This is a genomic window from Streptomyces asiaticus (genome assembly GCF_018138715.1).
Lineage (GTDB): Bacteria > Actinomycetota > Actinomycetes > Streptomycetales > Streptomycetaceae > Streptomyces > Streptomyces asiaticus.
Window position 1 is genome coordinate 818,457 of the sequence record NZ_JAGSHX010000006.1, and the last position, 23,601, is coordinate 842,057.

Annotated in this window: 19 protein-coding genes; 11 read left to right on the top strand and 8 right to left on the bottom strand. The window is 73.5% G+C overall.

Annotated features, from left to right (window positions below; translation table 11 throughout):
• Nucleotides 1-179: 179 nt before the first annotated feature.
• From KHP12_RS11160 to KHP12_RS11175, 4 genes are all read left to right on the top strand, one after another.
• The gene (locus KHP12_RS11160; protein ID WP_086883082.1) at nucleotides 180-1,010 is read left to right on the top strand and encodes an alpha/beta fold hydrolase; all 831 of its coding nucleotides are present in this window, start codon (nucleotides 180-182) and stop codon (nucleotides 1,008-1,010) included.
• A 159-nt stretch (nucleotides 1,011-1,169) separates the two neighbouring features.
• The gene (locus KHP12_RS11165; RefSeq protein ID WP_086883081.1) at nucleotides 1,170-2,762 is read left to right on the top strand and encodes an alkaline phosphatase D family protein; all 1,593 of its coding nucleotides are present in this window, start codon (nucleotides 1,170-1,172) and stop codon (nucleotides 2,760-2,762) included.
• 202 nt (nucleotides 2,763-2,964) lie between these two features.
• Nucleotides 2,965-3,498: a DUF1990 domain-containing protein gene (locus KHP12_RS11170; protein WP_211832878.1), complete on the top strand. Its 534-nt coding sequence runs from the start codon at nucleotides 2,965-2,967 to the stop codon at nucleotides 3,496-3,498.
• 123 nt (nucleotides 3,499-3,621) lie between these two features.
• Nucleotides 3,622-4,899: a GNAT family N-acetyltransferase gene (locus tag KHP12_RS11175; protein WP_086883079.1), complete on the top strand. Its 1,278-nt coding sequence runs from the start codon at nucleotides 3,622-3,624 to the stop codon at nucleotides 4,897-4,899.
• On the opposite strand, the gene KHP12_RS11180 is transcribed toward KHP12_RS11175, so the two are convergent.
• Nucleotides 4,826-6,166: a trans-sulfuration enzyme family protein gene (locus tag KHP12_RS11180; protein ID WP_246643100.1), complete on the bottom strand. Its 1,341-nt coding sequence runs from the start codon at nucleotides 6,164-6,166 to the stop codon at nucleotides 4,826-4,828. The two genes, KHP12_RS11175 and KHP12_RS11180, sit on opposite strands and share 74 nt — an antisense overlap.
• 59 nt (nucleotides 6,167-6,225) lie before the next feature.
• Between KHP12_RS11180 and KHP12_RS11185 the strand changes: the two genes are divergently transcribed.
• A complete protein-coding gene (locus tag KHP12_RS11185) occupies nucleotides 6,226-6,720 on the top strand; it encodes an Lrp/AsnC family transcriptional regulator (RefSeq protein WP_037960739.1) in 495 nt (164 codons plus the stop codon).
• Nucleotides 6,721-6,793: 73 nt separating this feature from the next.
• Nucleotides 6,794-8,476: a DUF885 domain-containing protein gene (locus KHP12_RS11190; protein WP_086883078.1), complete on the top strand. Its 1,683-nt coding sequence runs from the start codon at nucleotides 6,794-6,796 to the stop codon at nucleotides 8,474-8,476.
• 209 nt (nucleotides 8,477-8,685) lie between these two features.
• Here KHP12_RS11190 and KHP12_RS11195 read toward each other — a convergent pair whose 3' ends face one another.
• The 3 genes from KHP12_RS11195 to KHP12_RS11205 all read right to left on the bottom strand — a co-directional run bounded on the left by KHP12_RS11195 (nucleotide 8,686) and on the right by KHP12_RS11205 (nucleotide 16,027).
• Entirely contained in the window at nucleotides 8,686-12,576 is a 3,891-nt protein-coding gene (locus KHP12_RS11195; RefSeq protein ID WP_211832880.1) for an AAA family ATPase, read from the bottom strand.
• Entirely contained in the window at nucleotides 12,573-13,832 is a 1,260-nt protein-coding gene (locus tag KHP12_RS11200) for an exonuclease SbcCD subunit D (protein ID WP_308016747.1), read from the bottom strand. The genes KHP12_RS11195 and KHP12_RS11200 overlap by 4 nt, the downstream gene beginning before the upstream one ends.
• A gap of 191 nt (nucleotides 13,833-14,023) precedes the next feature.
• Nucleotides 14,024-16,027 (bottom strand): SulP family inorganic anion transporter, encoded by a 2,004-nt coding sequence (locus KHP12_RS11205; RefSeq protein WP_244203096.1) that lies wholly within the window; start codon nucleotides 16,025-16,027, stop codon nucleotides 14,024-14,026.
• A 290-nt stretch (nucleotides 16,028-16,317) separates the two neighbouring features.
• Between KHP12_RS11205 and KHP12_RS11210 the strand changes: the two genes are divergently transcribed.
• Entirely contained in the window at nucleotides 16,318-17,124 is an 807-nt protein-coding gene (locus KHP12_RS11210; RefSeq protein WP_210610283.1) for a response regulator transcription factor, read from the top strand.
• Complete coding sequence (locus KHP12_RS11215) at nucleotides 17,121-18,650, top strand: sensor histidine kinase (RefSeq protein ID WP_210610280.1); 1,530 nt, start codon at nucleotides 17,121-17,123, stop codon at nucleotides 18,648-18,650. The genes KHP12_RS11210 and KHP12_RS11215 overlap by 4 nt, the downstream gene beginning before the upstream one ends.
• Before the next feature lie 46 nt (nucleotides 18,651-18,696).
• On the opposite strand, the gene KHP12_RS11220 is transcribed toward KHP12_RS11215, so the two are convergent.
• The 4 genes from KHP12_RS11220 to KHP12_RS11235 form a co-directional block, all read right to left on the bottom strand.
• Nucleotides 18,697-19,323, bottom strand: coding sequence for a YigZ family protein (locus KHP12_RS11220; protein WP_086883106.1), 627 nt, complete (start codon nucleotides 19,321-19,323; stop codon nucleotides 18,697-18,699).
• 91 nt (nucleotides 19,324-19,414) lie between these two features.
• Nucleotides 19,415-19,900, bottom strand: a complete 486-nt coding sequence (locus KHP12_RS11225) for a DUF6098 family protein (protein WP_086883107.1) — start codon at nucleotides 19,898-19,900, stop codon at nucleotides 19,415-19,417.
• Nucleotides 19,901-20,066: 166 nt separating this feature from the next.
• Nucleotides 20,067-20,399, bottom strand: coding sequence for a hypothetical protein (locus tag KHP12_RS11230; RefSeq protein ID WP_037964851.1), 333 nt, complete (start codon nucleotides 20,397-20,399; stop codon nucleotides 20,067-20,069).
• A complete protein-coding gene (locus KHP12_RS11235) occupies nucleotides 20,377-21,525 on the bottom strand; it encodes a helix-turn-helix transcriptional regulator (protein ID WP_420878081.1) in 1,149 nt (382 codons plus the stop codon). The genes KHP12_RS11230 and KHP12_RS11235 overlap by 23 nt, the downstream gene beginning before the upstream one ends.
• 127 nt (nucleotides 21,526-21,652) lie before the next feature.
• On the opposite strand from KHP12_RS11235, the gene KHP12_RS11240 reads away from it, so the two are divergent.
• The 3 genes from KHP12_RS11240 (at nucleotide 21,653) to KHP12_RS11250 (ending at nucleotide 23,578) form a co-directional block, all read left to right on the top strand.
• The gene (locus KHP12_RS11240) at nucleotides 21,653-22,099 is read left to right on the top strand and encodes a nuclear transport factor 2 family protein (RefSeq protein WP_208653100.1); all 447 of its coding nucleotides are present in this window, start codon (nucleotides 21,653-21,655) and stop codon (nucleotides 22,097-22,099) included.
• Nucleotides 22,096-22,962 carry an NAD(P)H-binding protein gene (locus KHP12_RS11245; protein WP_086883108.1) on the top strand — a complete coding sequence of 289 codons (867 nt, stop codon included), beginning with the start codon at nucleotides 22,096-22,098 and terminating at the stop codon, nucleotides 22,960-22,962. The genes KHP12_RS11240 and KHP12_RS11245 overlap by 4 nt, the downstream gene beginning before the upstream one ends.
• A 208-nt stretch (nucleotides 22,963-23,170) precedes the next feature.
• On the top strand, nucleotides 23,171-23,578 hold the full coding sequence (locus KHP12_RS11250) for a CoA-binding protein (RefSeq protein WP_086883109.1): 408 nt from the start codon (nucleotides 23,171-23,173) through the stop codon (nucleotides 23,576-23,578).
• The last annotated feature ends 23 nt before the right edge of the window (nucleotides 23,579-23,601 follow it).

The window sequence follows — 23,601 nt, forward strand, 5'->3', positions numbered from 1 at the left end:
GGCGTGCGCAGTCGGCAGCGTGCACGGTCGACGGCGTGCGCAGTCGGCAGCGTGCGCGGTCGACGGCGTGTGGGAGTCCCGATGCGGGCCATCGGGTCTACCGTCCGGTAACTCTTGCTGACATGCTGTCTCATACGCCGCGTGCGCCTGCCGGAACGCCGATCGTGAGGAGCCACCCGATGCCCGCGTCCCTCTCCTTCTCCGTCGCCGCCCCCGGCGGCCCCCGCACCGCCCGGGTCGTCCACGAACGGCGCGGCGCGGGACGGCCGTTGGTGCTGCTGCACGGCATCGGCCACCACTGGCAGGCATGGGAGCCGGTGCTGGACATCCTCGCCGTCGACCGCGATGTGATCGCCGTGGATCTGCCCGGCTTCGGGGCGTCGGACGCGCTGCCGGACGGCATCCCGTACGACCTCGACGGCGTCGTACCCGTGCTCGACGCGCTCTTCGAGGCCCTCGGCGTCAAGCGCCCCGACGTGGCCGGGAACTCGCTCGGCGGGCTGATCGCCCTGGAGCTGGGCCGGCTCGGGCTCGTACGGTCGGTCACCGCGCTGTCCCCGGCCCGGTTCTGGACCGAGGCCGAGCGGCGTTACGCCTTCAGTGTGCTGGCCGCGATGCGGGCCGGGGCGCGGGCGCTGCCGCCGCCGATGGTGGCGTGGCTGGCCCGCGGCGCGGCCGGACGGGCCGCGCTGACCGGCGCCATTTACGCCCGGCCCGCGCGGCGTTCACCGGACGCCGTCGTCGCCGAGACGCGGGCGATGCGCGAGGCGGTCGGCTTCGGCGCCACGCTGGCCGCCGGAAGCTCCGGGCTGTTCACCCACGACATCCCCGATGTCCCGGTCACCATCGCCTGGGGCTCGCGCGACCGGGTGCTGCCGCGCCGCCAGGGCGTCCGCGCCAAGCGGGTGATCCCCGGCGCCCGGCTGGTCCGCCTCCCCGGCTGTGGCCATGTGCCCATGAACGACGATCCCGCACTGGTCGCCCGCGTCATCCTGGACGGCAGCCGCTGACGGCCCCGCCGGCTCCGTACATCGGCCTCCGCACCGCACGCGCCCGGGGTCTTTACTCCGGGCGGCCGCGCCGTTGTTCACTGGGCGTTCGTAAGAGCGGCATCTTGCACCGATATCAAACACAACAGCACAGCGGTTCTACGAACGACGGAGGGCACCATGGGGCGGGAATCGGGCACAGGGATCGGGCGGCGCACGGTATTGCAGGGATCGGCGGCCGCCTCGGCGGCGCTCGCGGTGCCCACCGTGGCATCGGCCGCCGCGGCGGCCGCGTCCGGCGCGCCCGCTCAGGCGCTGTCGGGGCGGCCGAGTACCCAGTGGGGCGTGCAGGTGGGCGATGTGACGACGTCGTCGGGGCTGGTGTGGGTCCGCTCCGACCGTCCGGCCCGGATGATCGTGGAGACCTCGGCGACCGAGTCCTTCGCGCGGGCCAAGCGCTGGCACGGTCCGCTGGTCGGCCCCGGCACCGACTTCACCGGGCGCACCGCGCTGCACGGTCTGCCCGCCGGGAGCCAGGTGCACTACCGGGTGCTGCTGGCCGACCCGGAGGACCCGCGCCGCACCAGTGAGCCGGTGCACGGCACGTTCCGTACGGTTCCCGAGCGCCGTAAGGGCGTGCGTTTCGTCTGGTCGGGCGATCTGGCGGGCCAGGGCTGGGGCATCAACCCGGACCACGGCGGCTACCGGATCTTCGAGGAGATGCGCCGCCGGGAGCCGGACTTCTTCCTGTGCAGCGGCGACAACATCTACGCGGACGGCCCGATGACGGAGACCGTCAAGCTGCCCGACGGCTCCACCTGGCGCAACCTCATCACCCCGGAGAAGACCAAGGTCGCCGAGACGCTGGACGAGTACCGGGGCAACTTCCGGTACAACCTCCTCGACCCCGCCCTGCGCCGGTTCCACGCCGAGGTGCCGACCATCACCCAGTGGGACGACCACGAGGTGCTCAACAACTGGTACCCGGGCGAGATCCTGGTCGACGACCGCTACACCGAGAAGAACGTCAACGTGCTGGCGGCCCGCGCGCGCCAGGCGTTCGCCGAGTACTTCCCGATCAGCACGCTGCGGCCGGACGCGAGCGGCCGGGTCTACCGGGTCCAGCACCAGGGCCCGCTGCTGGACGTCTTCGTGCTGGACTGCCGTACGTACCGCGACCCCAACTCGCCGAACCGCCAGCCGGAGGACGCCCAGGGCATCCTCGGCGCCGAGCAGCTGGCGTGGCTCAAGCGCGAGCTGTCGCGCTCGCGCGCGGTGTGGAAGGTCATCGCCTGCGACATGCCGCTGGGCCTGGTGGTCCCGGACGGGAAGACCGACTTCGAGGCCGTCGCGCAGGGCGACCCGGGCGCCCCGCTCGGCCGTGAGCTCCAGATGGCCGAGTTGCTGCGGCACATCAAGCACCGGAAGATCACCGGCACGGTGTGGCTGACGGCGGACGTCCACTACACGTCGGCGCAGCACTACGACCCGTCGCGGGCTGCGTTCAAGGACTTCGCGCCCTTCTGGGAGTTCGTCTCCGGTCCGCTGAACGCGGGGGCCTTCCCGGCGGTGAAGCTGGACGGCACGTTCGGCCCGGAGCAGCCCTTCGTCAAGGCGCCGACGGTGGCGAACGTCTCGCCCGCCGAGGGCTTCCAGTTCTACGGCGAGGTGGACATCGACGGCGACAGCGCCGAGATGACGGTCCGGCTGCGCGAGGACGGCGGGAAGGTGCTGTTCACCAAGACTCTGCGCCCGGGTCTGGTCGGCCAGTAGCCGCGGTGCGCGGTGCGCGGCCCCGTACGGTTCGCCGACGGTGCCGCGCACCGTAAGGCCGCCGCGTTCCGGTGCTTTGCACCGTAAGGCCGTCGCGTTCCCGTGGCGCGCACCGTAAGGTCGCCGCGTTCCCGTGGCGCGCACCGTAAGGCCGCCGCGTTCCCGTGGCGCGCACCGTAAGGCCGCCGCGTACCGTACGGGCATGGGATCCAGCGACGCCCCCGGTCCGGCCTCCCGGCTCACCTATCCGGAGGTGGGCGCCACCCGGCGGTGGCCGCTGCCGTCCGGCTATCGCCATCTGCGGGTGCGGACCCGTGTCGGCCACGGGCGGGCCACGTTCGAGGCGGCCGGGCGGGCGGTCATGGACTGGCGGATGCACCGCGCGGTGGGGGTGTCGATCCGCGCCGCGGACCCGGTCGCCGCCCCGGGGCGGCCGGTCGTGGTGGGCCTGGGGGTCGGGCGGCTGCGGCTGCGCGCGCCGTGCGAGGTGGTGTGGACGGTCGCCGAGGAGACCCGGACCGGCTTCGCGTACGGCACGCTGCCCGGCCATCCGGAGCGCGGCGAGGAGTCGTTCGTGGTGGAGCTGGGGCCGGATGGCTCGGTGGTACTGACGGTGACCGCGTTCAGCCGTTCGGAGTCCTGGTTCGGCCGGGCCGGAGGGCCGCTGGTGCCGCTCTTCCAGCGGGCGTACGCACGGCGGTGCGGCAGAGTACTGCGCAGGTGGGCGGTAGGGTGACAGAACCTCAGGCTTCAACCTTTTGATTTCGGACAAAATAAGCTTCTGTTATCAGATGCGCCCTTAACCCATAGGTCACAGTCCGTTCGTGATCACGCAACACCTTTGCGCAAGGGTGTTTGCATGACATTTCGAGCGACCCCCGAGCCCCCTCACCGGCACCGCCCCCGCTGGCGGCACGATCTGGTCGCATGGTGGTCACGGCGTCAGGGCCACGCGCCGCCGGGCGGCTCAGGCTCGCCCGCGGCCGACGCCCACCCCACCCACGCCGCGGGCGCCCCGGAGACCACGGCCCCCGAGGCCACCACGCTGTGGCGGATGCGTACGACCGTACGGGACGAGCCGGGCACCCTCGCCGCGCTGTGCGCGGCACTGGCCGGGCACCAGGTCGACATCCTGGCCCTCCAGACCCATCCGCTGGCGCACGGCACGGTGGACGAGTTCCTGCTGCGCGCGCCCGAGGCCCTGCCGTCCGACGGGCTGACCGACGCCGTCGCCGCCGCGGGCGGCCGTGACACCTGGGTCGAGCGGGCCGACACCCACGACCTGGTGGACGCGCCGACCCGGGCGCTGACCCTGGCCACCCGCACCGCCCTGGACGCCGCCGAACTCCCGCTCGCGCTGCGCCAGTTGTTCGGCCGCTGCACCATTCACTCCGTACCCGCCAAGTCCCTCAGCGGACGGTCCCTGGACAGCACACCGCCCGCCGAAGGTGTCCTGGAGGAGACCGTGATGCGGCTGCGCGACCCGTCCGGCGGCGCGATCATCATCGAGCGGCCGTATCTGCCGTTCACCCCCACCGAGTTCGCCCGGGCCCGCGCGCTGGTCGAGCTGGACGCCCGGCTCGGCCCGCGGATCCCGCACGACGGCGATGTGCTGACGCTGCCCGAGGGCAACGCCATCACCGTGCGCCGCGCCGACACCGGCGACCTGGCCGCCGCCCGCGAGATGCACGCCCGCTGCTCCTCCGCCACGCTCGGGCTGCGCTACCACGGGCCGGTCGGTGACGCCGACCGCTACCTCGCCCATCTGCTGAGCCCCCGCTTCGGCCGCACCCTGGCCGCGTACACCGCCTCCGGGCGGCTGGTGGCCCTCGGCCATCTGCTGTGGGACGGGGACGAGACCGAGCTCGCGCTGATCGTCGAGGACGAGTGGCAGCGCCGCGGCGTCGGCGGGGAGCTGCTGCGGCGGCTGGTGGCGATGGCCGCCGAGACCGGCTGCGGATGCGTCTACGCCGTCACCCAGTCGGCCAACACCGGTATGGTCGCCGCGATGCGCGCCCTCGAACTGCCGCTGGACTACCAGATCGAGCAGGGCACGCTGGTGATCAGCGCCCGCCTCGACCCGGCACCGGCACCCGAGCCGGTCCTTCCGCTGCCGGTCCCGCCGCACGCGCGCTGAGCCCGACCGGGTCCCCGTGCCCCGCCCGGCGGGCGTCGCGCCCCGCCGGGCCCCCGTCGAGCGCCCGGTCCAGATCGCGCCAGAGGTCCGCCACGTCCTCGAGCCCGACCGACATCCGCAGCAGCCGGTCGCCGATCCCCGAGGAGCGGCGGTCCCCCTCGGCCACGATCCGGTGGCTGATGGAGGCCGGGTGCTGGATGAGGGTGTCCACACTGCCCAGGCTCACCGCCGGAGTGATCAGCCGCACCCCGCCGATCACCGCGTGCGGATCGCCGTGGGGCTCGAAGGCCACCATCGCCCCGCCGATCCGCGGATAGTGGACCCGGGCCACCCGTGGATCGCCGGCCAGCCGCCGGGCCAGCTCGGCCGCGGTCGCCGACGCGGCCCGCATCCTTACCGTCAGCGTGGACAGCCCGCGCAGCAGCAGATATCCGGCGAGCGGATGCAGCACCCCGCCGGTGGCGAACCGCACCTGGCGCAGCACCCGGGCGAACTCCTCGTCGCAGGCCACCACGCCGCCCATCACATCGCCGTGTCCGCCGAGGTACTTGGTGGCGCTGTGCAGGACGAGGCTCGCGCCCCGCTCGGCCGGGCGCTGGAGCACCGGTGTGGCGAAGGTGTTGTCCGCGAGCAGCGGGACCGTGCCGCAGGAGTGGGCGACGGCCCGCAGATCGAGTTCGGCGAGTGTGGGATTGGCGGGGGTCTCCACCATGACCAGGCCGGTGTCGGGGCGGATCGCGTCCGCGATCCCGGCCGGGTCCACCCAGGTGACCTCGGTGCCCAGCAGCCCGGTGTCCAGCAGATGGTCGCTGCACCCGTACAGCGGGCGGACCGCCACCACATGCCGCAGCCCCTGGGCCCCGCGCGCCAGCAGACACGCGCTGAGCGCCGCCATGCCGCTGGCGAACGCGACCGCGCTCTCGGTGCCCTCCAGCCGGGCCAGGGCGGTCTCGAAGCGGGCCACGGTGGGATTGTCCAGACGGGCGTAGACCGGCGGACCGTCCGGCCGGGCGCCGGTGGCGGCGAACGCGTCGATCCTGGCGGCCTCCTGGCGGCTGTCGTACGAGGGGTACGTCGTCGACAGATCGAGGGGTACGGCGTGCAGGCCCATGCCCGGGAGGTCCTCGCGCCCGGCGTGGACGGCCTCGGTGGCGAACGCGTGCCGCGCGGCGATGTCGTCGTGCGGCCCCTGTGTGCCCGGCGCGGTCTCCGTGCTCCGTATGGTCTCCGTGTCGGCTGTGCTCTCCGTGCTCTGCCTGATGTCCATGCGTGAAGGGTGAACAACCACCGGGTTCTCGCGGCCGACGTCCGTGCTACGTTCGGCCGATGGCCGAAACCATCGCTCTCGATCCGGTGGATCTTCAGATTCTGCGGCTGTTGCAGAACGACGCCCGGACCACCTACCGCGATCTGGCAGCCCAGGTCGGCGTGGCACCCTCGACCTGTCTGGACCGGGTGGCCCGGCTGCGCCGCTCCGGGGTGATTCTCGGCCATGAACTCCGGCTGGACCCCACCAAACTGGGGCGCGGTCTCGAGGCCCTGCTCTCGGTGCAGCTACGGCCCCACCGCCGGGAGCTGGTCGGCCCGTTCGTGGAGCGGATCCGGGCGCTGCCCGAGTCCCGGGCGCTGTTCCACCTGGCCGGGCCGGACGACTATCTGGTGCATGTGGCGGTGGCCGACACCGCCGATCTCCAGCGGCTGGTGCTGGACGAGTTCACCTCGCGCCGTGAGGTGGCCCGGGTCGAGACCCGGCTGATCTTCCAGCAGTGGAGCTGCGGCCCGCTGCTGCCGCCCGCCCGGGACGGCTCGGCAACCTCGTAGCACACCCCTGTTCCCATGCGTCACACCGCCGTGGTGCTGACGTCGCACCCCGGAACGTACGAGGATGGGCCGCATGTCCGATACCAAGAACGCTCCGCTGCCCCGTCAGGTCGCCGACAGCTACGTCGACGCCCTCATCGAACTCGACCCGATCACCGGCACCTACCTGGGCGTTCCCGAGAGCTCCCGGCGACTTCCGGACTTCTCCCCCCAGGGGGCGAAGGCCATCGCCGACCTCGACCGCACCACCTTGGACCGGCTGGCCGAGGCGGAGGCGCGGCCCGGCGCGGACAGCGACGCCGAGCGCCGCTGCGCCCGGCTGCTGCGGGAGCGGCTGACCGCCGAACTCGATGTGCACGAGTCCGATGAGCACCTGCGCGCGGTCAGCAATCTGAGCTCCCCGCTGCACTCGGTGCGCGGCATCTTCACCGTGATGCCCACCGACACCGAGGAGGACTGGTCGGCGGTGGCGGCCCGGCTGCGCGCCGTACCGGCCGCGCTGGAGGGGTACCGCGCCTCGCTCGCCGAGGGGCTGCGGCGCAGTCTGCCGGCCGGCCCCCGGCAGGTGGCCACGGTCCTCGGGCAGCTGGCGGAGTGGATCGGCACGGACGGCGGCTGGTTCGCGGACTTCACCTCCGAGGGCCCCGACGCGCTGCGCGGTGAGCTGGACGAGGCGGCCGCGGCTGCCACGGGCGCGCTGGTCGCGCTCCGCGACTGGCTGCGCGACACCTATGCCCCGGCCATCGAGGGCGCCCCCGATGTGGTGGGGCGTGAGCGCTACCGCCGCTGGGCCCGGATGTGGAACGGCACCGATCTCGACCTGGACGAGGCGTACGCGTACGGCTGGTCGGAGTTCCACCGGATCCACGCCGAGATGCGCACCGAGGCCGAGAAGATCCTTCCCGGCGCCGACCCGTGGGAGGCGCTGCGCCACCTCGACGCCCACGGCGCCCATATCGAGGGCGTCGAGGAGACGCGGGTGTGGCTTCAGGAGCTGATGGACGAGGCCATCGAGCAGCTCGACGGCACCCACTTCGACCTGGCCGAACGGGTCAAGCGGGTCGAGTCGATGATCGCCCCGCCGGGCAGCGCGGCGGCGCCGTACTACACCCAGCCTTCGGTGGACTTCTCCCGCCCCGGCCGGACCTGGCTGCCCACGATGGGCGAGACCCGCTTCCCCGTCTACGACCTGGTCTCCACCTGGTACCACGAGGGCGTCCCCGGCCACCATCTCCAGCTCGCGCAGTGGGCGCACGTCTCCGACCAGCTCTCCCGCTACCAGGCCACGGTCGGCATGGTCAGCGCCAACGCGGAGGGCTGGGCGCTGTACGCGGAGCGGCTCATGGACGAGCTGGGCTATCTCTCGGACCCGGAGCGCCGTCTGGGCTACCTGGACGCGCAGATGATGCGGGCGCTGCGGGTGATCGTCGACATCGGGATGCACCTGGAGCTGGAGATCCCCGCGGATTCGCCCTTCCACCCCGGTGAGCGGTGGACTCCGGAGCTGGCGCGCGAGTTCTTCGGGCTGCACTGCGGCCGTCCGGCGGAGTTCCTCGACAGTGAGCTGGTGCGCTATCTCGGCATGCCGGGCCAGGCCATCGGCTACAAGCTGGGCGAGCGGGCCTGGCTGACGGGGCGGGAGGCGGCCCGTAAGGCGCACGGCGACGCCTTCGACGCGAAGAAGTGGCACATGGCGGCGCTGTCGCAGGGGTCGCTGGGTCTTGACGACCTGGTGGAGGAGCTGTCGGCGCTCTGACTTCGGGGTCGCTTCCGCGCTTGTAGCGGGGCGGGCCGCATCCGTACGGATGCGGAGCGCCCCGCAGAGCGCTCCGCGGGAAGTGCCGCGATGCGTCGTCGGCCGGCTGCGGCGCCGTCGTGGCTGGTCGCCCACGCGGCGGAGCCGCATATCGACACAGCCGCGGCGGAGCCGCACATCGACACAGCCCCGCGCCCCTTCGGGCCCGCTTAGTGCGCGGTGGTCGTGCGGTGCCGTACCGCCGAGCCCTGGCGGCCCTTGACGACCTCCAGCTGGGCGGGGATCCGCCGGCGCAGATCGGCGACATGGCTGACGATGCCGACCGTACGGTCGCGTTCGCGCAGCGAGTCCAGCACGTCCATCACCTCGTCCAGGGTCTGCTCATCGAGGCTGCCGAACCCCTCGTCGATGAAGAGGGTGTCCAGGCGGACCCCGCCCGCCTCGTCGGTGACCACATCGGCCAGGCCCAGCGCGAGGGCGAGCGAGGCGGAGAAGGTCTCGCCGCCGGAGAGGGTGGCGGTGTCGCGTTCGCTGCCCGTCCAGGCGTCGACGACATGCAGTCCGAGACCGGAGCGGCCGCGCCCGCCGGAGCGGGCGTCGGAGTGCACCAGGGTGTAGCGCCCGGAGGACATGTGGCGCAGCCGTACGCTCGCCGCCGCGGCGACCTGCTCCAGCCGGGCCGCCAGCACATACGCCTCCAGCCGCATCCTGCGCTCGTTGTCCGCGGAGGTGCCCGCCGCGAGCGAGGCGAGACGGGCGATCCGGTCGTGCTCCGCGCGCAGCGGGGCGAGCCGGCGGGCGTCGGCGACCGCCCGCGCGGAGAGCGCGTCGAGCTCCTCGCAGCGGGTGCGGGCCGCGGCGTCCGCGGCCGAGACCTCGCGCAGCGCGCGGATGGCCGCGTCGGCCGCCGTCTGCGCCGCCGCGGGGTCGGCGGGCGGCTCCTGGGCGGCCGCGAGCACCCTCGGGTCGGACAGCTCGGCCGCGACCGCCGCCGACTCCGACTGCCACGCGTCGAGACGGCGGCGCGCCTCGCGCTGCCGGTCCGGGTGCAGCACGGCCTCGGCGGCCTGCTCCGGGGTCTCGAACCCGGCCCGGTAGGCGGCGTCGGCGAGCCGGGCGTCGGCCTCCTTCAGCCGGTTCGCGGCCGCGTCGGCGGCCCGCGCCGCCTCGGCGGCGTGGGCCAGCAGCCCCGCCTGCCGCTCGAGCCGGGCCGCCCGCCGCGCGACGGTGGCGTCCGCGCCGCGCGCCTGCTCGAGCTCGGCCAGCAGCGCGGCCCGCTCCCGGGCCAGGGCGTCGCGGTGCGAGGTGCGGGCGGCCGCCCGCCGCTCGGCCTCCTGCCGCTGTTCCGTACGGCGGGTGTGCTCGCCCTCGGCCCGGTCCAGGGCCTCGCGGGCGGCGTGCGCGTCGGCCGCCGCGTCTCGGGCCTCGGCGTACGCGGTCCGCAACTCGGCCAGGGCCCGGTCGAGTTCGGCCGCGTCCTCGCCCTCCGCCGTGGCCTCGGCGCCCGCGCGGGCCTCCCGCAGCGCGTTCCGCGCCCGCTCGGCCTCCTCGCGGACCTCCTCGGCGCGCTGGTAGTCCGCCAGCGCGGACTCCTCCGCCGTACGGTCCACATGCCCGGCCCCGGGCCGGGCCGGGCTCGGGTGCTCGGTCGCCCCGCACACCGCGCAGGGCTCTCCGGCGCGCAGCCCGGCCGCCAGCTCGGCGGCGATGCCGCGCAGCCGGGCCTCTTTGAGGTCGAGCCAATTTTGCCGCGCGGCGGCGGCCCCTTCCCGCGCCCGCAGCAACTCCTCTCGCGCCTGCCCCTCCTGTCCGGCGAGCCGGTCCCGCCGCCGGGCGGCCTCCAGCCGCCGCTCGGCGGGCTCGATCCGCCCGCCGAGCTGCTCGGCCCGGGCCACGGCTTCCTGCGCCGCCTCGACCCGCCGCTGATGCGCCCGGTGGGTCTCCTCCCACCCGGCGAGCCACTCGGCGGCCTCCTCGACCGCCTCGTCGTCGGCACGGGCCTCCCGATCGAGCGCGGCGATCTCACGGAGGATCGCCTCCGCCCGAGCCTCCCCCCGCCGCGCGGCCCCCAACGCCCCCAATTCCTCCCGCACCCGCCGCTCAACCTGTCCCAGCCACTCGGCGTCGGCCTCGGCGAGCACCACCGAGGCGTCAACGCCCCGCGACTCGGTCCGCCGGTCCCGCTCGCCGTACGCACCGCCCGAGCCCGGAGCCGCCCCGCCACGACTCGCCGCGATCGCGACCTGACCCGCCGCATCGGGGTGTGACGCACCCTCGCCCCGGGAGGTGGACCCGGACGCCCGCGACGACGCGCCCCGCGCCTCCGTGGCGGCGATTTCGCCGTCGGCCGCGGCGTGTTCCCGCGCACCGGGCTCGCCCGAGCCCGGCCCTTGCGGCGCCACGCCCGAAGCAGCCGCCCCGTCGGACGACGCCGGATCCGGCGCGCCCGGGACGGCGCCCCCGCCGCCCCCCGCGCCCGCCCCGGAACCGGCCTGCCCATCCACGAGGCCCTCGTCCGGCGCCCCGCTCTCGGAGGCCGTGGCCCGGCCGGTGACGCGCACACCCGACGCGCCTTCTGCTGCGGCGGAGACAACCCCCGGCCCCTGCGACGGCATGCCCGGGGCCGCCCCCGGCTGTGCGGCGGTGCCCCCCACCCGGGCGAGCGCGCCCGTTCCGGTACGCCCGTCCCTGAGCGACCGCGCATTGGCGGAACCCGGCGGCTCCGAGGCTCCCGCTCCCGCGGCTGACGTCCGGTCCGGCACCTCGTCCGCGGCGTCTCCCGCGCCCGCTTCCGAAGCGGTCCGTCCGTGCTCGCCACGCCCGACCGCCGTACCCATCGCGGCGGCCTCATCCGGGGCCCCGGGGCCCTGCGCGGGCAGGGACACGGCAGGCGACGTGGCCCGGGCAGGGGGTGTGCGTTGGTCGGGGATGTCCGGGATCGGCGCGAGGGTCATGGCCGCCAGGCCGGGTTCGGCGGACAGGCGGGTGCGGGCCTGGTGTTCGGTGGATTCGGCAGTGCGGTGGTCGCGGGCGGCGGCGGTGCGGAGGTCGAGTGCGGGGACCACCGCGTCGGCGGCGCGGGCGCGTTCCAGCAGCTCGCGCAGGCGGTCGTGGTCGGGTCGCTGCCGTTCGAGGTCGTCCGCCCGGCGGCGGGCCTCGGTGTGGCGGCGCTGGAGTTCGGCCCGTTCGCGGGTCGCGTCGGCGGTCCGCTGGGCGGCGTCGTGGGCCGCCTCGGCGGCCCGTACGGCGGACAGCGCGATGTCCAGCCGCTCGCGCGCGCCCGTGCGCGCCACGGCGGCCCACTCCAGGACGGCGTCGGCCAGCCCCGGCTCACCGGGGGTCAGTTCGGGCAGCGGGTGGCCGTCCAGCTCCGTGGTGCGGCCCGCCGCCTGTGCCATGCGGTGGGCGAGCGCGAGCAGCCGCTCGTCCCCGGCCGCGACCCGCTTCTCCGCCGCCCGCCGCTGGTCCGCCAGCCGTTCCTCGACAGCGGCGAAGCGGCCGGTGTCGAACAGCTTGCCCAGCAGCTTGCCGCGCGCCAGTTCATCCGCGCGCAGAAAGCGGGCGAAGTCGCCCTGCGGCAACAGCACCACCTGGCAGAACTGCTCCCGGCTCATGCCGAGCAGCTGCGCGATCTCCTCGCCGATCTCCTGGTGCGAGCGGCTGAGGGCCTTCCACTTCCCGGCACCGGCACCAGCACCGGCACCGGCACCGGCACCGGCCGAGGATGTCGGCGGGACGTACTCGCGGAGCAGGGTCTGCGCCTTCTCCCGCGTCATCCCCGTGCCCCGCTTCTTGGGGCGCGGTTGCTCGGGGCGCCGGGTGATCTCCAGGCGCCGCTCCCCGACCGTGAATTCGAGAACGACCTCGGTCGGGGTCAGCGGTTCGGCGTGGTCGCTGCGCAGCGAGAGCCCGCTGCCCTGGCGGGCGCCGGGCACCTGGCCGTACAGCGCGTAGCAGACCGCGTCCAGGACGGACGTCTTACCGGCGCCGGTCGGCCCGTGCAGCAGGAAGAGCCCGGCGGCGGACAGCTCGTCGAAGTCGATCTCCTGGGTGGCGCCGAACGGCCCGAAGGCCGTGACGGCGAGCCGGTGCAGCCTCATCGCGCCGCCTCCCCCGCGGTCGTCCCCGCGGTCACGGCACCCGCCGTCGTCGTCCCCGCGCCGTTCTCCTCGCCCGCCGCGACGCCCTCGTGCGCCACGACGCCCTCGTGCGCCTCGCTCCGTACCGCCTCCAGCGCGTCGCCGAGCAGCGCGCGCTCCGCCTCGTCCGGGCCGCGGCCGCCCCGCACATGGGCCACGAAGTCCTCGGCGATCTGCCGGTCCGAGCGGCCGCGCAGCCGCTGTGCGTACGAGGCGAGCGGATCCTCGGGGGGCCGCTCGGGGTCGAAGACCAGCGTCAGCACATGGGGGAAGCGCCGCGCCAGCCGGGCCATCGGCTCATGCGGCCGCACCGCGTCGGTCAGCGTGGCCTCGACCCACGCCTCCTCGTGGCGCTCGAGGTCCGGTTCGGCGAGCAACTCCTCGATCCGGCCGCGGATCCGGGCCAGCGGCCGCGGCACCGGGCACTCCACCCGTTCGCACGACGGCGCCCGGCCCGCCGCCCCCAGCTCCACCACCCACATGGACTTGCGGTGCGCCGCCTCGGAGAAGGAGTACGCGAGCGGGGAGCCCGAGTAGCGGATGCGCTCGGTGATGGTCTGGCAGCCGTGCAGATGGCCGAGCGCCGCGTAGTCGACGCCGTCGAAGACCTCGGCGGGTACGGAGGCGACGCCGCCGACCGTGATGTCCCGCTCGCTGTCGCTGACCGCGCCACCGGTGACGAAGGCGTGCGCGAGGACGACGGAGCGGGTGCCGGACGGCCGGGTGGCGAGGTCGGCGCGCACCCGGTCCATGGCGGCGCCCAGCACCGCCGTATGCCCGGCCGCCGAGGCGCCCAACTCCTCCCGCACCAAACCCGGTTCGAGATACGGCAGACCGTAGAAGGCCACCTCGCCGTGGTCGTCGGAGAGGACGACGGGCGTGGCGCAGCCGGCGGGGTCGGTACGCAGATGGATCCCGGCCCGGTCGATCAGCCCGGCGCCGACGCCGAGACGGCGGGCCGAGTCATGGTTGCCGGAGATCATGACCGTCGGCACCCCGAGGTCCGCGAGCCGGTGCAGGGCGTCGTCGAAGAGCTCGACGGCGGCGAGCGGCGGCACGGCGCGGTCGTAGATGTCGCCCGCGACGACCACCGCGTCGATGTGCCGATCGCGCACGGTGGTGACGAGGTGGTCGATGAACTCCCGCTGCGCGGCAAGGAGGCTGACCCGGTGAAAGGAGCGTCCGAGGTGCCAGTCGGAGGTGTGCAGAATTCTCACAAGTGGTCTCCGACCTGCACTTCTGCCCTTCCTCCCACCCCAGTGGCCAGCATCACACCCGCGGCGCGTACGCGGTGCGGGCACCGACCACGTTAGCCGCGGTCGGTGCCCGGTCTCTCACGGACCTCGTATTTCCCGCCTCGTGTCGCCCATGCGGCGGCCCCATGCGGCGGCCCGTTTCCCGGCCATGGCTAGCCCTGGTGGTCCCTCCACCGCGCGTCCTCGGAGTCCTGGAGACCTTCGAAGGGGCGGGTGTCGAGGTAGTACCACTCCGCGGACGGGCCCGGCTGTGACGGGCCGTAGAACGCGTCGTACAGCGCACCGGACGACGACCGCTCATGCGGCTGCGGCGGCCACGACGGGGACACGGGCGCGGATACGGGCGCGGACGCGGACGCCGGCGGGGATTCGGTCGAGGGCTCGGGGCCGGACCTTCGCTTCGGCTTCGGCCCCGGCCTCGGCTTCCGGCCCGGCCCCGGCCCGGGAAGGTCGGGCAGCAGCAATTCCACCCGTACGGTGCCCGGCGCCCGCTTCTGCGCCACGAACTCCTCGATCTGGCTGCGGCAGGCGTGGTCCAGATGGGTCACCCCCATCAGGTCCAGCCGGATCCGCGGTGTCCCCGCCGACCCCACCGCCTCCAGCGCGTCGATCACCTTGGGCAGCCGCAGAAACGTGGCGTTGCCGGTCATGACCAGCTTCGCGGTGTCGCCCTCCACCCGGTGCTCGATGGAGGTCCGCGACATCCGCAGCGCCGCCAGGACGATCCCGGCCGCGAGCCCGACCAGCACCCCCTCCAGCAGCGCGGTGGCGACGATCGTGCCCGTGGTGATGGCCATCACCACGAACTCACCGCGGTCCTGGCGCCACATCTTCGGGAACTGCTCGGGCGCGAGCAGCTTCCAGCCGCTGTGCACCAGCACACCCGCCAGCACCGAGATCGGGATCAGGGCGAGAACGCTCGGCAGCAGCAGCGCGAAGGCCAGCAGCCACAGGCCGTGCAGGGTGCGGGAGAGCCGGGTCCTGGCCCCGGCCTGCACATTGGCCGAGCTGCGGGCGACGACGGCGGTCATGGGCAGCGCGCCGAGGATGCCGCAGACGGTGTTGCCCGCGCCCTGGGCGATCAGCTCGGTGTTGTAGCGGGTGCGCGGACCGTCGTGCATCCGGTCCACGGCGGCGGCCGTGAACAGGCTCTCCGCCGAGGCGATGACGGTGAAGGTGAGGACGGCGGTGAGCACCGCCGGATCGGCCAGCCCCGCGAACTGCTCAGGACCGGGCACCTGGACGGCGGACAGCAGATCGCCGACCTGAAGGGTCTTCACCTCCACACCGGGCAGCGCGGCGACCACGATGCCGATGGCGACGGCCACCAGCGCGGCGGGAATCCGGCTGACCCGCCCCGGCACCTTCTTCCAGACGAAGCTGAGGACGACCGTGGCGATGCCGAGCAGCGCGGCGATCGCCGTCTGCCCGCTCGTGAAGGTGTCGAGGACGTGCGCGGGGAAGCCGAGGATGTTCTCGATGGCCGTGCCGGGGGCCGTGGCATCGGCCAGCGGATAGGACTGGCTGAACATCAGCGGCAGCCCGATCCCGGCGAGCATGCCCTGGACCACGGCGATCGAGATGGCCTGGAACATGCGGCCCAGCCGGATCATCCCCAGGCCGATCTGGAGCAGCCCGGACATCAGCACGATCACCCCGAGCATGGCGATGCCATGGGCCTCGACGGTCTCCGCCACAAGTGCCGTGAGCCCGGCGGCGGGCCCGCTGACCTGGAGGGCGCTGCCCCGGGTCATACCGACCACCAGCCCGCCGACGACACCGGTGATGATGCCGAGTTCGGCCGGGGTGCCGGAGGCGACGGCGACACCGATGCACAGGGGCAGGGCCACGAGGAAGACGACCAGCGAGGCGGTGATCTCGGTGCCGAGGTCGGCGCCCTGGAGGGTCCCGCCGAGCTTGCCCTTGCCTTTTCCCTCGCTCTTGCCCCTGGCGATGTCCCCCGCCCCGCCGTCGGCCTTATGGAAGCCAGGAGACTCGGCCGTTTCTCTTACGGTTCCGGCGGCGGGCGCATATGCCGGCATCGGCTGCGTCGACTGGGCGTCGCGCGCCCCTTCCGGCGGGAACACCTCGTCGATGTCGTACGGCGGCGAGGAAACCGGCTGAATCCGGCCACGGGCATGTCGTCCGCTCGTCATGAGTACGCCCGGACGTCACCGTCGTTATCGAGATCGAGTTCCTTGCCCGCGTTGCGCGGCCGGAATTCGAAGAATTGCCCATCGGCCAGTTTCCGGTATTCGCACGGAGCCCTCATCATGCCTCCCTGACGGGTGGTTGGACCAGATGCGAATCACCGTAGGGAGGGCCGTACCAGGCGAAGGCTAAACGAACACTAGAGCATGACAAGTTCTTCTCCAATATTCGGTTCCGCACTCGCAACATTACAAAAACCAGGAAGCCATTCCGGTATTGCGGTACACAGGTCCCCATGACCGTACGAGCGCTACTCATCGAGGATGACGAGACGATCGCCGAACCCCTCGTCGAGGGACTGGGGCGGTATGGACTGATGGTGGGTCATGTCAGCACGGGCGCAGCCGGGCTGGAGGGGCCGTACGGGGACATCGTTCTGCTCGACCTGGGGCTGCCGGACATGGACGGCATCGACGTCTGCCGCGGTATCCGGAAGGTGTCCGACGTGCCGATCATCATGCTCACCGCGCGGGGCGAGGAGGCCGACCGGGTCCTGGGGCTGGAGCTGGGCGCGGACGACTACTTGGCGAAGCCGTTCAGCATGCGGGAGCTGATCGCCCGGATCCGCGCGGTGACCCGGCGCTCCCAACGCACCGCCGCGGCGCCCAGCGCTCCGGCCGCACCCGCCGCCACCGCACCGGCCCCCACCGTCACCCCGCCGCCCGCCGCCCAGCCGCCGCCCCGGGAGCAGGAGCCCTTGGTCGTGGACCGCCGGACGCGTCAGGTGTGGGTGGGCGGCGCCCCCGTCAGCCTCACCCCCAAGGAGTTCGAGCTGCTGGCCCTGCTCACCGAGGACCCCGGCGCGGTGTACTCGCGCCAGCAGATCCTCGACCGCGTCTGGGACCCGCACTTCCACGGGCCGACCAAGACCCTGGACGTGCATATCGCCACTCTGCGCCGCAAGCTGGGCGACCCGGCCTGGATCCAGACCCTGCGCGGGGTCGGCTTCCGTCTGGCGGTCCACTCGGGAGTCCCGGCAGGAGCCCCTGCGGGAGCCCCGGCGGGGACCCATTCGGGGGTCCCGGAGGCCGCCCGGCCGTGACCCGACGTCTGCTGCTCGGGTATCTGAGCCTCGCCGTACTGACCCTGCTGAGCCTCGGCATACCGCTCGGCTATGTCTACGGCAGAGCCGAGCGAGCGCAGATCATCTCCTCGGCGGAGGACGAGGCCGAGTCGGTGTCCGCGTTCGCCTCGCTGTCCATCATGGCGGGACGGGAACAGCGCGAGCTGCCGCACCGGGCGCGGCACTGCGCCGAGCGCATCCGGGGCAGGGTGGTCATCGTCGGCGACGACGGCCGACTGCTGGCGACCTCGCATCGCCTGTCCGCCGCCGAGTCGCGAAACCTGGTGTCGCGCCCCGAGATCGCCGCCGCGCTGCGCGGCCGGGACGCGATCGACGTCCGGACCTCCACCATCGGCGGCGTCCGTTATCTCTCGGTCGCCGCCCCCGTCGTCCACGGCGAGGAGTTGCAGGGCGCGGTGCGGCTCACCGTGCCCACCGACGCGGTGGAGGCCCGGGTCCACCGGACCTGGCTGCTGCTGGCCGTGGGCGGGCTCGCGATCCTCACGGCCGTCGCCGCCGTGGGGCTGGTCTTCGCCCGCTGGGCCAGCCGCCCGATTCTGGAGCTGGAGCGGTTCGCGCACCGCCTGGCCGACGGCCGGTTCACCACACCCGCGCCCGTGACCTCCGGCCCGCCCGAGGTGCGCAGCCTCGCCGCCACCTTCAACCAGACCGCCGCCCGGCTGGAGCATCTGCTGGCCTCCCAGCGCGCGTTCGCCGCCGAGGCGTCCCACCAGCTCAAGACGCCGCTGGCGGCGCTGCGGCTGCGCCTGGACAATCTGGAGGCGGAGATGACCGGGCACGCCCGGGACAGCCTCGGCGCCGCGATAACCGAGACCGACCGGCTGGCCCGGATGGTCGAGGGGCTGCTGGCGATGGCGCGGCTGGAGGAGAGCGCCGTCACCCCCGAACCGGTCGACCTGGACCAGGTGTGCGCCGAGCGCCTGCTCACCTGGAGCCCGCTCTTCGACCAGCACGGGGCCCATCTCGCGCTGCTCGGCGACCGGGTCGGCCAGGTGCTCGCGGTGCCCGGAGCCATCGAGCAGATCCTGGACAATCTGCTCTCCAACGCGCTGCGTGCCACCCCCCTGGGCTCCACCGTCACCATGGTGCTGCGCTGTTCGGCCACCGACCGCCGCCATCTCCCCGCGCGGCCCGCCTGGATCGAGCTGCATGTCATCGACGAGGGGTCCGGCATGACCGCCGATCAGCGGCGCCGCGCCTTCGACCGCTTCTGGCGCGCCCCCGACGCCCCGAAGGGCGGCACCGGTCTGGGTCTGTCGCTGGTGCAGCGGCTCGCCCATGCGAGCGGAGGGGAGGCCACCCTGGCCCGGGCGCCCGGTGGCGGCCTCGACGCCGCGATCCGGCTGCGGCCCGCGCACCGCGCGGCCCAGGGCCACCCCTCCCAGGGCCGCCCGTCCAGAATCGGCCTGCCCCGGAGAGTCCGGGGCGACCGGAGCGCACCGGGGTCCGCTCCGTCCCCGCCCTCGGTGCGCTCACCGGCGTAAGTCCAGGCCGTACCCAGGCCATGCCCAGACCGTGCCCGGACCGCCCTTACGCGTCCTGGTACGCCTCGCCGCCGAGCTCCAGTGCGGCGGTGCCGGCGGTGGTGTCCGCCAGCCAGTCGCGGAAGGCGTCCACATCCGCGTCGGGCAGCCCGAGTTCGATCGTCACGGCCTCGGCGTAGCGCACCTCGCGGACCGCCCGCCCCGTCGCCCGCAGATCGTTCTCCAGCTTTCCGGCCCGCTGGTGGTCCACGGTGACGGTCACCAGCCGGAACCGCTGCCGGGTGACGGTGCCCAGCGCGTCCAGCGCCTCGCCGACCGCGCCGCCGTAGGCCCGGATCAGACCGCCCGCGCCGAGCTTCACGCCCCCGTAGTAGCGGGTGACGACGGCCACCGCGTACCGGATCTCGCGGCGCAGCAGCATGTGCAGCATCGGCACCCCGGCCGTGCCACCCGGCTCCCCGTCGTCGCTCGCCTTCTGCACACCGCCGTCCGCGCCGATGACATAGGCGAAGCAGTTGTGGGTGGCGGTGGGGTGTTCCTTCCTGACCCGCTGGATGACGTCCTGCGCCTCCTGCTCGGTCGCGGCGGGCGCGAGCGTGCAGAGGAAGCGTGATCTGTTGATCTCGATCTCGTGCACGCCCTCGCGCGCGACCGTCCGGTACCGCTCCTGCATCAGGCCACCCTATGTCCCGGCTCTCGCGCGCTGGTCACGCGTACGCGACAGCCGCTTGGGGAAACCCACGGTGCTGGGAGGACGCGCCCGGTCAGCCCTCTCCGCCGTTTCCGCCACGGCCGAACCGGGCCGGTCGGTGCAAGGGCCCCCACGCGCCCCGCTGGCGTGCCACCACGTCCTCGGCTTCGGCGATCACGCTCTCGGCGATCCAGGCGACCGGCTCCACATCGCGGACCAGGGGTTCGTTGTCCGGCCCCCGGCCGGTCTCCTCCCCCTTGAGCACCCAGGGGCGGACATCGGCGGAGCCCTGGTCGTCGTCCCGGAGGTGGATGTAGTCGCACAGCCTCCGGGCGACCCAGACGGTCGTGGGCAGGTCCTTCGCCCACTCCTCGAAGACCAGGGGGGTGGCCGACAGGCCCGGCATCTTCATGCCGGTGAGCCCGTCCCGGCTGACCGCACTGCCTTCCAGGTCCGCCTCGGGCCCTCGGGACCAGCGGACGAAGACCGGAGGGCCCTGTTCGATCAGCTCCACGAGCTGGTGCAGAGCGGTGTAGGTGGGGAGTGTGGTGCCTGGCATGATCGCCCCTGAGTACCCGTGGCCGACGCATCCAATCCGCCGCCCTCCCCCGACCACACGGACGCCGCCCGACCGCACGGACGCCGTCCGGCCCCGCTGATCGGCGGGAGGACGGCGTCCCGCTGGGGAAGGGCCGTGGCGGGCGTCCGGGTCAGCGGCGTCCGGGTCAGCGGCCCAGGGCCTTGGCCAGCTGGTCCTTGGTCATGTTGGAGCGGCCCTCGATGCCGCGCTGCTTGGCCTCGTTGTACAGCTGGTCGCGCGTCGGGCCCTTGGGACCCGTCCGGTTGCCGGAGCGCTGGCCGCCACGCTGCGGCGCGGATTTCGGGTCCTGGGTCGAGGTCCTGCTCGCGGCCCGGGACTCGCCCGAGCGGGCGCGCTCCTTGTTGACCGTACGGGCGGCAATTTCCTTCGCCCGGCCGGTGGACGCGCCACGCTGCTCGGCGCCTTCCTTGATGTGCTCGTACTGCCGTTCACGCTTACGGCTGGATCCTGCGGGCATGGTGTCTTCCTCTCCTTCCGCCCCCTCGGTCGGTGGCGGTCGGCGGCTCGAGATCGCCGACCGCAGGAGTCGGGTTCCCCTTGCTCCCTCCCCTGTAACCAGCATGCGTCTCCTGGGCGTCGGCCGGATGCCGTGCGGTGTGCGGATTCCACGGGATTGGTCTTTCGGCAGTGTCCGCCGGTCCGCCGCCTTCGTAAGGTCCCGGCAGCCGCCCGTGGGCATCGGGACTCTGCACATGGGCGCCGTCCTCAACCCGATCAACAGCTCGATGATCGCGCCCGCCCTGGTGGCGATCGCGGGCTCCGAGGCGGGCGAGTGCGGCGGCACTCGGACTGCCCGGTTCCGCGGTGTACATCACCAGCCGCAGGTCGGTGCCCGGCAGCAGCAGGGTCTGGCAGTCCAGCTCCAGCTTGCCCAGCTCGGGGTGGCACACGTACTTGCGCAGCGTCGCTATGGGGCGCACATCGTGGTCGCGCCAGCCGGCGGCGAAGTCCGGGCTGTGCGCGGCGAACTCGTTGATCAGCTCACCGAGCGCACGGTCCGCCGGATAACGCACACTGGCCGCGCGGAGCTGAGCCGCGACCTGCCGGGCGAACTCACCCTCCGCGCCCGCCGGTGCCGACCAGAGGACTTCGCACAGCCGGATGGACAGCCGCACGATGTTGCGCTCCTCGACCGGCAGCAGCCCGAAATCCATGATCAGCGCGACTGCCGCGTCGTTCCAGGCCACGATGGACTGCCGCTCGTCGAGCACATAGGCGGGGATGGGCCCGAGCCGGTCCAGCAGCCGGTGCGCTTCGCCGGGCACCGGGCCCCGGTCGGCGTCCGTGCCGGGCGGGACCTGCCCGGCCAGCCGCGCCAGGTGCTCGCGCTCCGCGACGGTGAGCCGCAGCGCCGTACCCAGCGCGGCCAGCACCTGCGGGGACGGACGCGGTGCGCGGGCCTGCTCCAGCCGCTCGTAGTAGTTGACCGACACCCCGGCCAGCTCGGCCACCTCTTCGCGGCGCAGTCCGGGAGTGCGCCGGGCGCGTCGGCCCGGCGGGTGGGTGACGGTGGCCGGCACCTGGTCCGGGCGCAGTGCCTCCCGTCTGCGGCGCAGGAAGTCAGCCAGTTCGCCTCTGCTCACCCCGCGATGGTGGCACGAGGCGCCCGGTATAGCCACGGACTGGTGGTCCGGGGCTCAGCCGTCCGTTCCCCGGCGGCGGGTCCGCGTCCAGTGTGGACCGGTCACGCCTCGTCGAACACTGGAGGACATCGTGCCGAGCACTCCCGAAGAAGCGTTCCGTCGACTGCTGGATCGGATGCTGGCCAAGGACACGGACGCCGTCGCCGACTTGTGGGCGGAAGACGGCACCGCCGAGTTCCCGTTCGCCACGGGAAGCTCACCGCGCCGACTGGCCGGGCGGGAAGAGGTCCGCGGCTACATGGCCGCCCTCCCGGAGCTGATGGATGTGCGAGAGATTCCCGCGGTCACCGTGCACCACACGGAACGGCCGGAGACCATCGTGGTGGAGTTCACCGGGAACGGGCACACGGTGCGCACCGGGGAGCCCTATCAGCTGGACTACATCGCGGTGATCACCGTCCAGGACGGCCTGATCACCCACTACCGGGACTACTGGAACCCGCTGGCCGTCGCCGAGGCGGCCGGGACACTACCCGAGCTGCTCGACTCGCTGCGCTCCGGAGCCGCCGGATGACGGGTGTACTGGTCACCGGCGGCACCGGGAAAACCGGGAGCGCGCTGGTCGAACTGCTGCGCGGCAACGGTGTCCCGGTCCGAGTGGCCAGCCGCAACCCGTCTGCCCATGATCCTGACGCGATCCGGTTCGACTGGGACGCCCCGGCCACCCATACGGCCGCGTTGCGCGGGATGGACCGGGTCTTCCTGGTGCCTCCGGTGGAGAGCGTGGATCCGATGCCGCCGGTCGGGCCGTTCCTGGCCGAGGCGCAACGCCTCGGCGTGCGCCGCGTGGTGCTCCTCGGCTCCGCCATCGTGCTGCCGAACGCTCCCGGCGCGCTGGAGCTGGCCGCGCGGGTGCGGGCCCGGCCGGGGTGGGTCGTGCTGCGCGCGTCCGGGTTCATGCAGAACTTCCTGAGCCCACACCCAGTGGGCGAGCGCATCCGGCGGCACGGCGAGATCCGCACCGCCGCCGGTGACGGCCGAGTGGGCTGGATCGACGCGCGGGACATCGCGGCCGCAGCCTCCGCCCTGCTGGCCGACCCCGACATCGAGCCCGGCGCCCGGCGCGACCACCTGCTCACCGGGCCGAAGGGCCTGAGCTACCAGGACGCGGCGGCGATCATCAACGCCCGCACCGGGCGGTCGGTCCGAGTGGTGACGATCGGGGCCGACGAGCAGGCGGCCCATTACCGGGCCGCAGGCATGTCTGCCGAGTTCGCCGCCGCCCTCGCCGCTGTGGAAGACAGCATCAGGGCCGGTCGGGAAGACCAGGTCAGCACCGCGGTGCTGGACCTGACCGGCCGTCCGCCCCGCACCTTCGCCGAATTCGTCCAGGAGCACGCGGGCGAGTGGGGGCACACTGGGGCGTCCGAGTGCTGAGCTCGTCGCATCTCTGGAGAGGTCGAGATGGGCGTCCTATGTCGCTGTCCGCGATGCGGTTCATGATCGCCGCGGCCTTCAGCAGGGTCGCCCGCTCGCCCGCTCGCAGACTGGCCGTAACCGGACCCAGCTCGCCCCGGGAATCACCTCGCTCCCGCCCACCGTTGTCGTACACAGAAACCTTGCCCGAATCCCAAGGAGGCCGAGCGTGTACGGCGACTCAGCAACGGTCCGCAAGATCCTCACCGAGCTGGGCGACACCTGGGCCGTCGTGGGCCTGTCGACGAACCCGGGGCGCGCGGCCTACGGCGTCGCCGGCGTCCTCCAGCGCTTCGGCAAGCGCATCGTGCCCGTGCACCCGAAGGCCGAGACGGTGCACGGCGAGCGCGGCTACGGCTCGCTCGCCGAGATCCCGTTCCCGGTCGATGTGGTCGACGTCTTCGTCAACAGCGACCTGGCGGGCCCGGTCGCCGACGAGGCCGTCACCATCGGCGCCAAGGCCGTCTGGTTCCAGCTCGGCGTCGTCGACCCGGAAGCGTACGAGCGCACCCGCGCCGCCGGGCTGGCCATGGTCATGGACCGCTGCCCGGCCATCGAGATCCCCCGGCTGGGCTGAGCCGCACCGGCGGCGATCCGCCC

What these genes read in the sequence shown, in the direction of transcription:
- KHP12_RS11210 (WP_210610283.1), top strand. Translation starts at nt 16,318, where the DNA reads ATGACCGTACGAGCGCTACTCATCGAGGATGACGAGACGATCGCCGAA.
- KHP12_RS11160 (WP_086883082.1), top strand. Translation starts at nt 180, where the DNA reads ATGCCCGCGTCCCTCTCCTTCTCCGTCGCCGCCCCCGGCGGCCCCCGC.
- KHP12_RS11175 (WP_086883079.1), top strand. Translation starts at nt 3,622, where the DNA reads ATGACATTTCGAGCGACCCCCGAGCCCCCTCACCGGCACCGCCCCCGC.
- KHP12_RS11170 (WP_211832878.1), top strand. Translation starts at nt 2,965, where the DNA reads ATGGGATCCAGCGACGCCCCCGGTCCGGCCTCCCGGCTCACCTATCCG.
- KHP12_RS11180 (WP_246643100.1), bottom strand. Translation starts at nt 6,166, where the DNA reads ATGGACATCAGGCAGAGCACGGAGAGCACAGCCGACACGGAGACCATA.
- KHP12_RS11245 (WP_086883108.1), top strand. Translation starts at nt 22,096, where the DNA reads ATGACGGGTGTACTGGTCACCGGCGGCACCGGGAAAACCGGGAGCGCG.
- KHP12_RS11225 (WP_086883107.1), bottom strand. Translation starts at nt 19,900, where the DNA reads ATGCCAGGCACCACACTCCCCACCTACACCGCTCTGCACCAGCTCGTG.
- KHP12_RS11165 (WP_086883081.1), top strand. Translation starts at nt 1,170, where the DNA reads ATGGGGCGGGAATCGGGCACAGGGATCGGGCGGCGCACGGTATTGCAG.
- KHP12_RS11220 (WP_086883106.1), bottom strand. Translation starts at nt 19,323, where the DNA reads ATGCAGGAGCGGTACCGGACGGTCGCGCGCGAGGGCGTGCACGAGATC.
- KHP12_RS11205 (WP_244203096.1), bottom strand. Translation starts at nt 16,027, where the DNA reads ATGACGAGCGGACGACATGCCCGTGGCCGGATTCAGCCGGTTTCCTCG.
- KHP12_RS11190 (WP_086883078.1), top strand. Translation starts at nt 6,794, where the DNA reads ATGTCCGATACCAAGAACGCTCCGCTGCCCCGTCAGGTCGCCGACAGC.
- KHP12_RS11195 (WP_211832880.1), bottom strand. Translation starts at nt 12,576, where the DNA reads ATGAGGCTGCACCGGCTCGCCGTCACGGCCTTCGGGCCGTTCGGCGCC.
- KHP12_RS11230 (WP_037964851.1), bottom strand. Translation starts at nt 20,399, where the DNA reads ATGCCCGCAGGATCCAGCCGTAAGCGTGAACGGCAGTACGAGCACATC.
- KHP12_RS11185 (WP_037960739.1), top strand. Translation starts at nt 6,226, where the DNA reads ATGGCCGAAACCATCGCTCTCGATCCGGTGGATCTTCAGATTCTGCGG.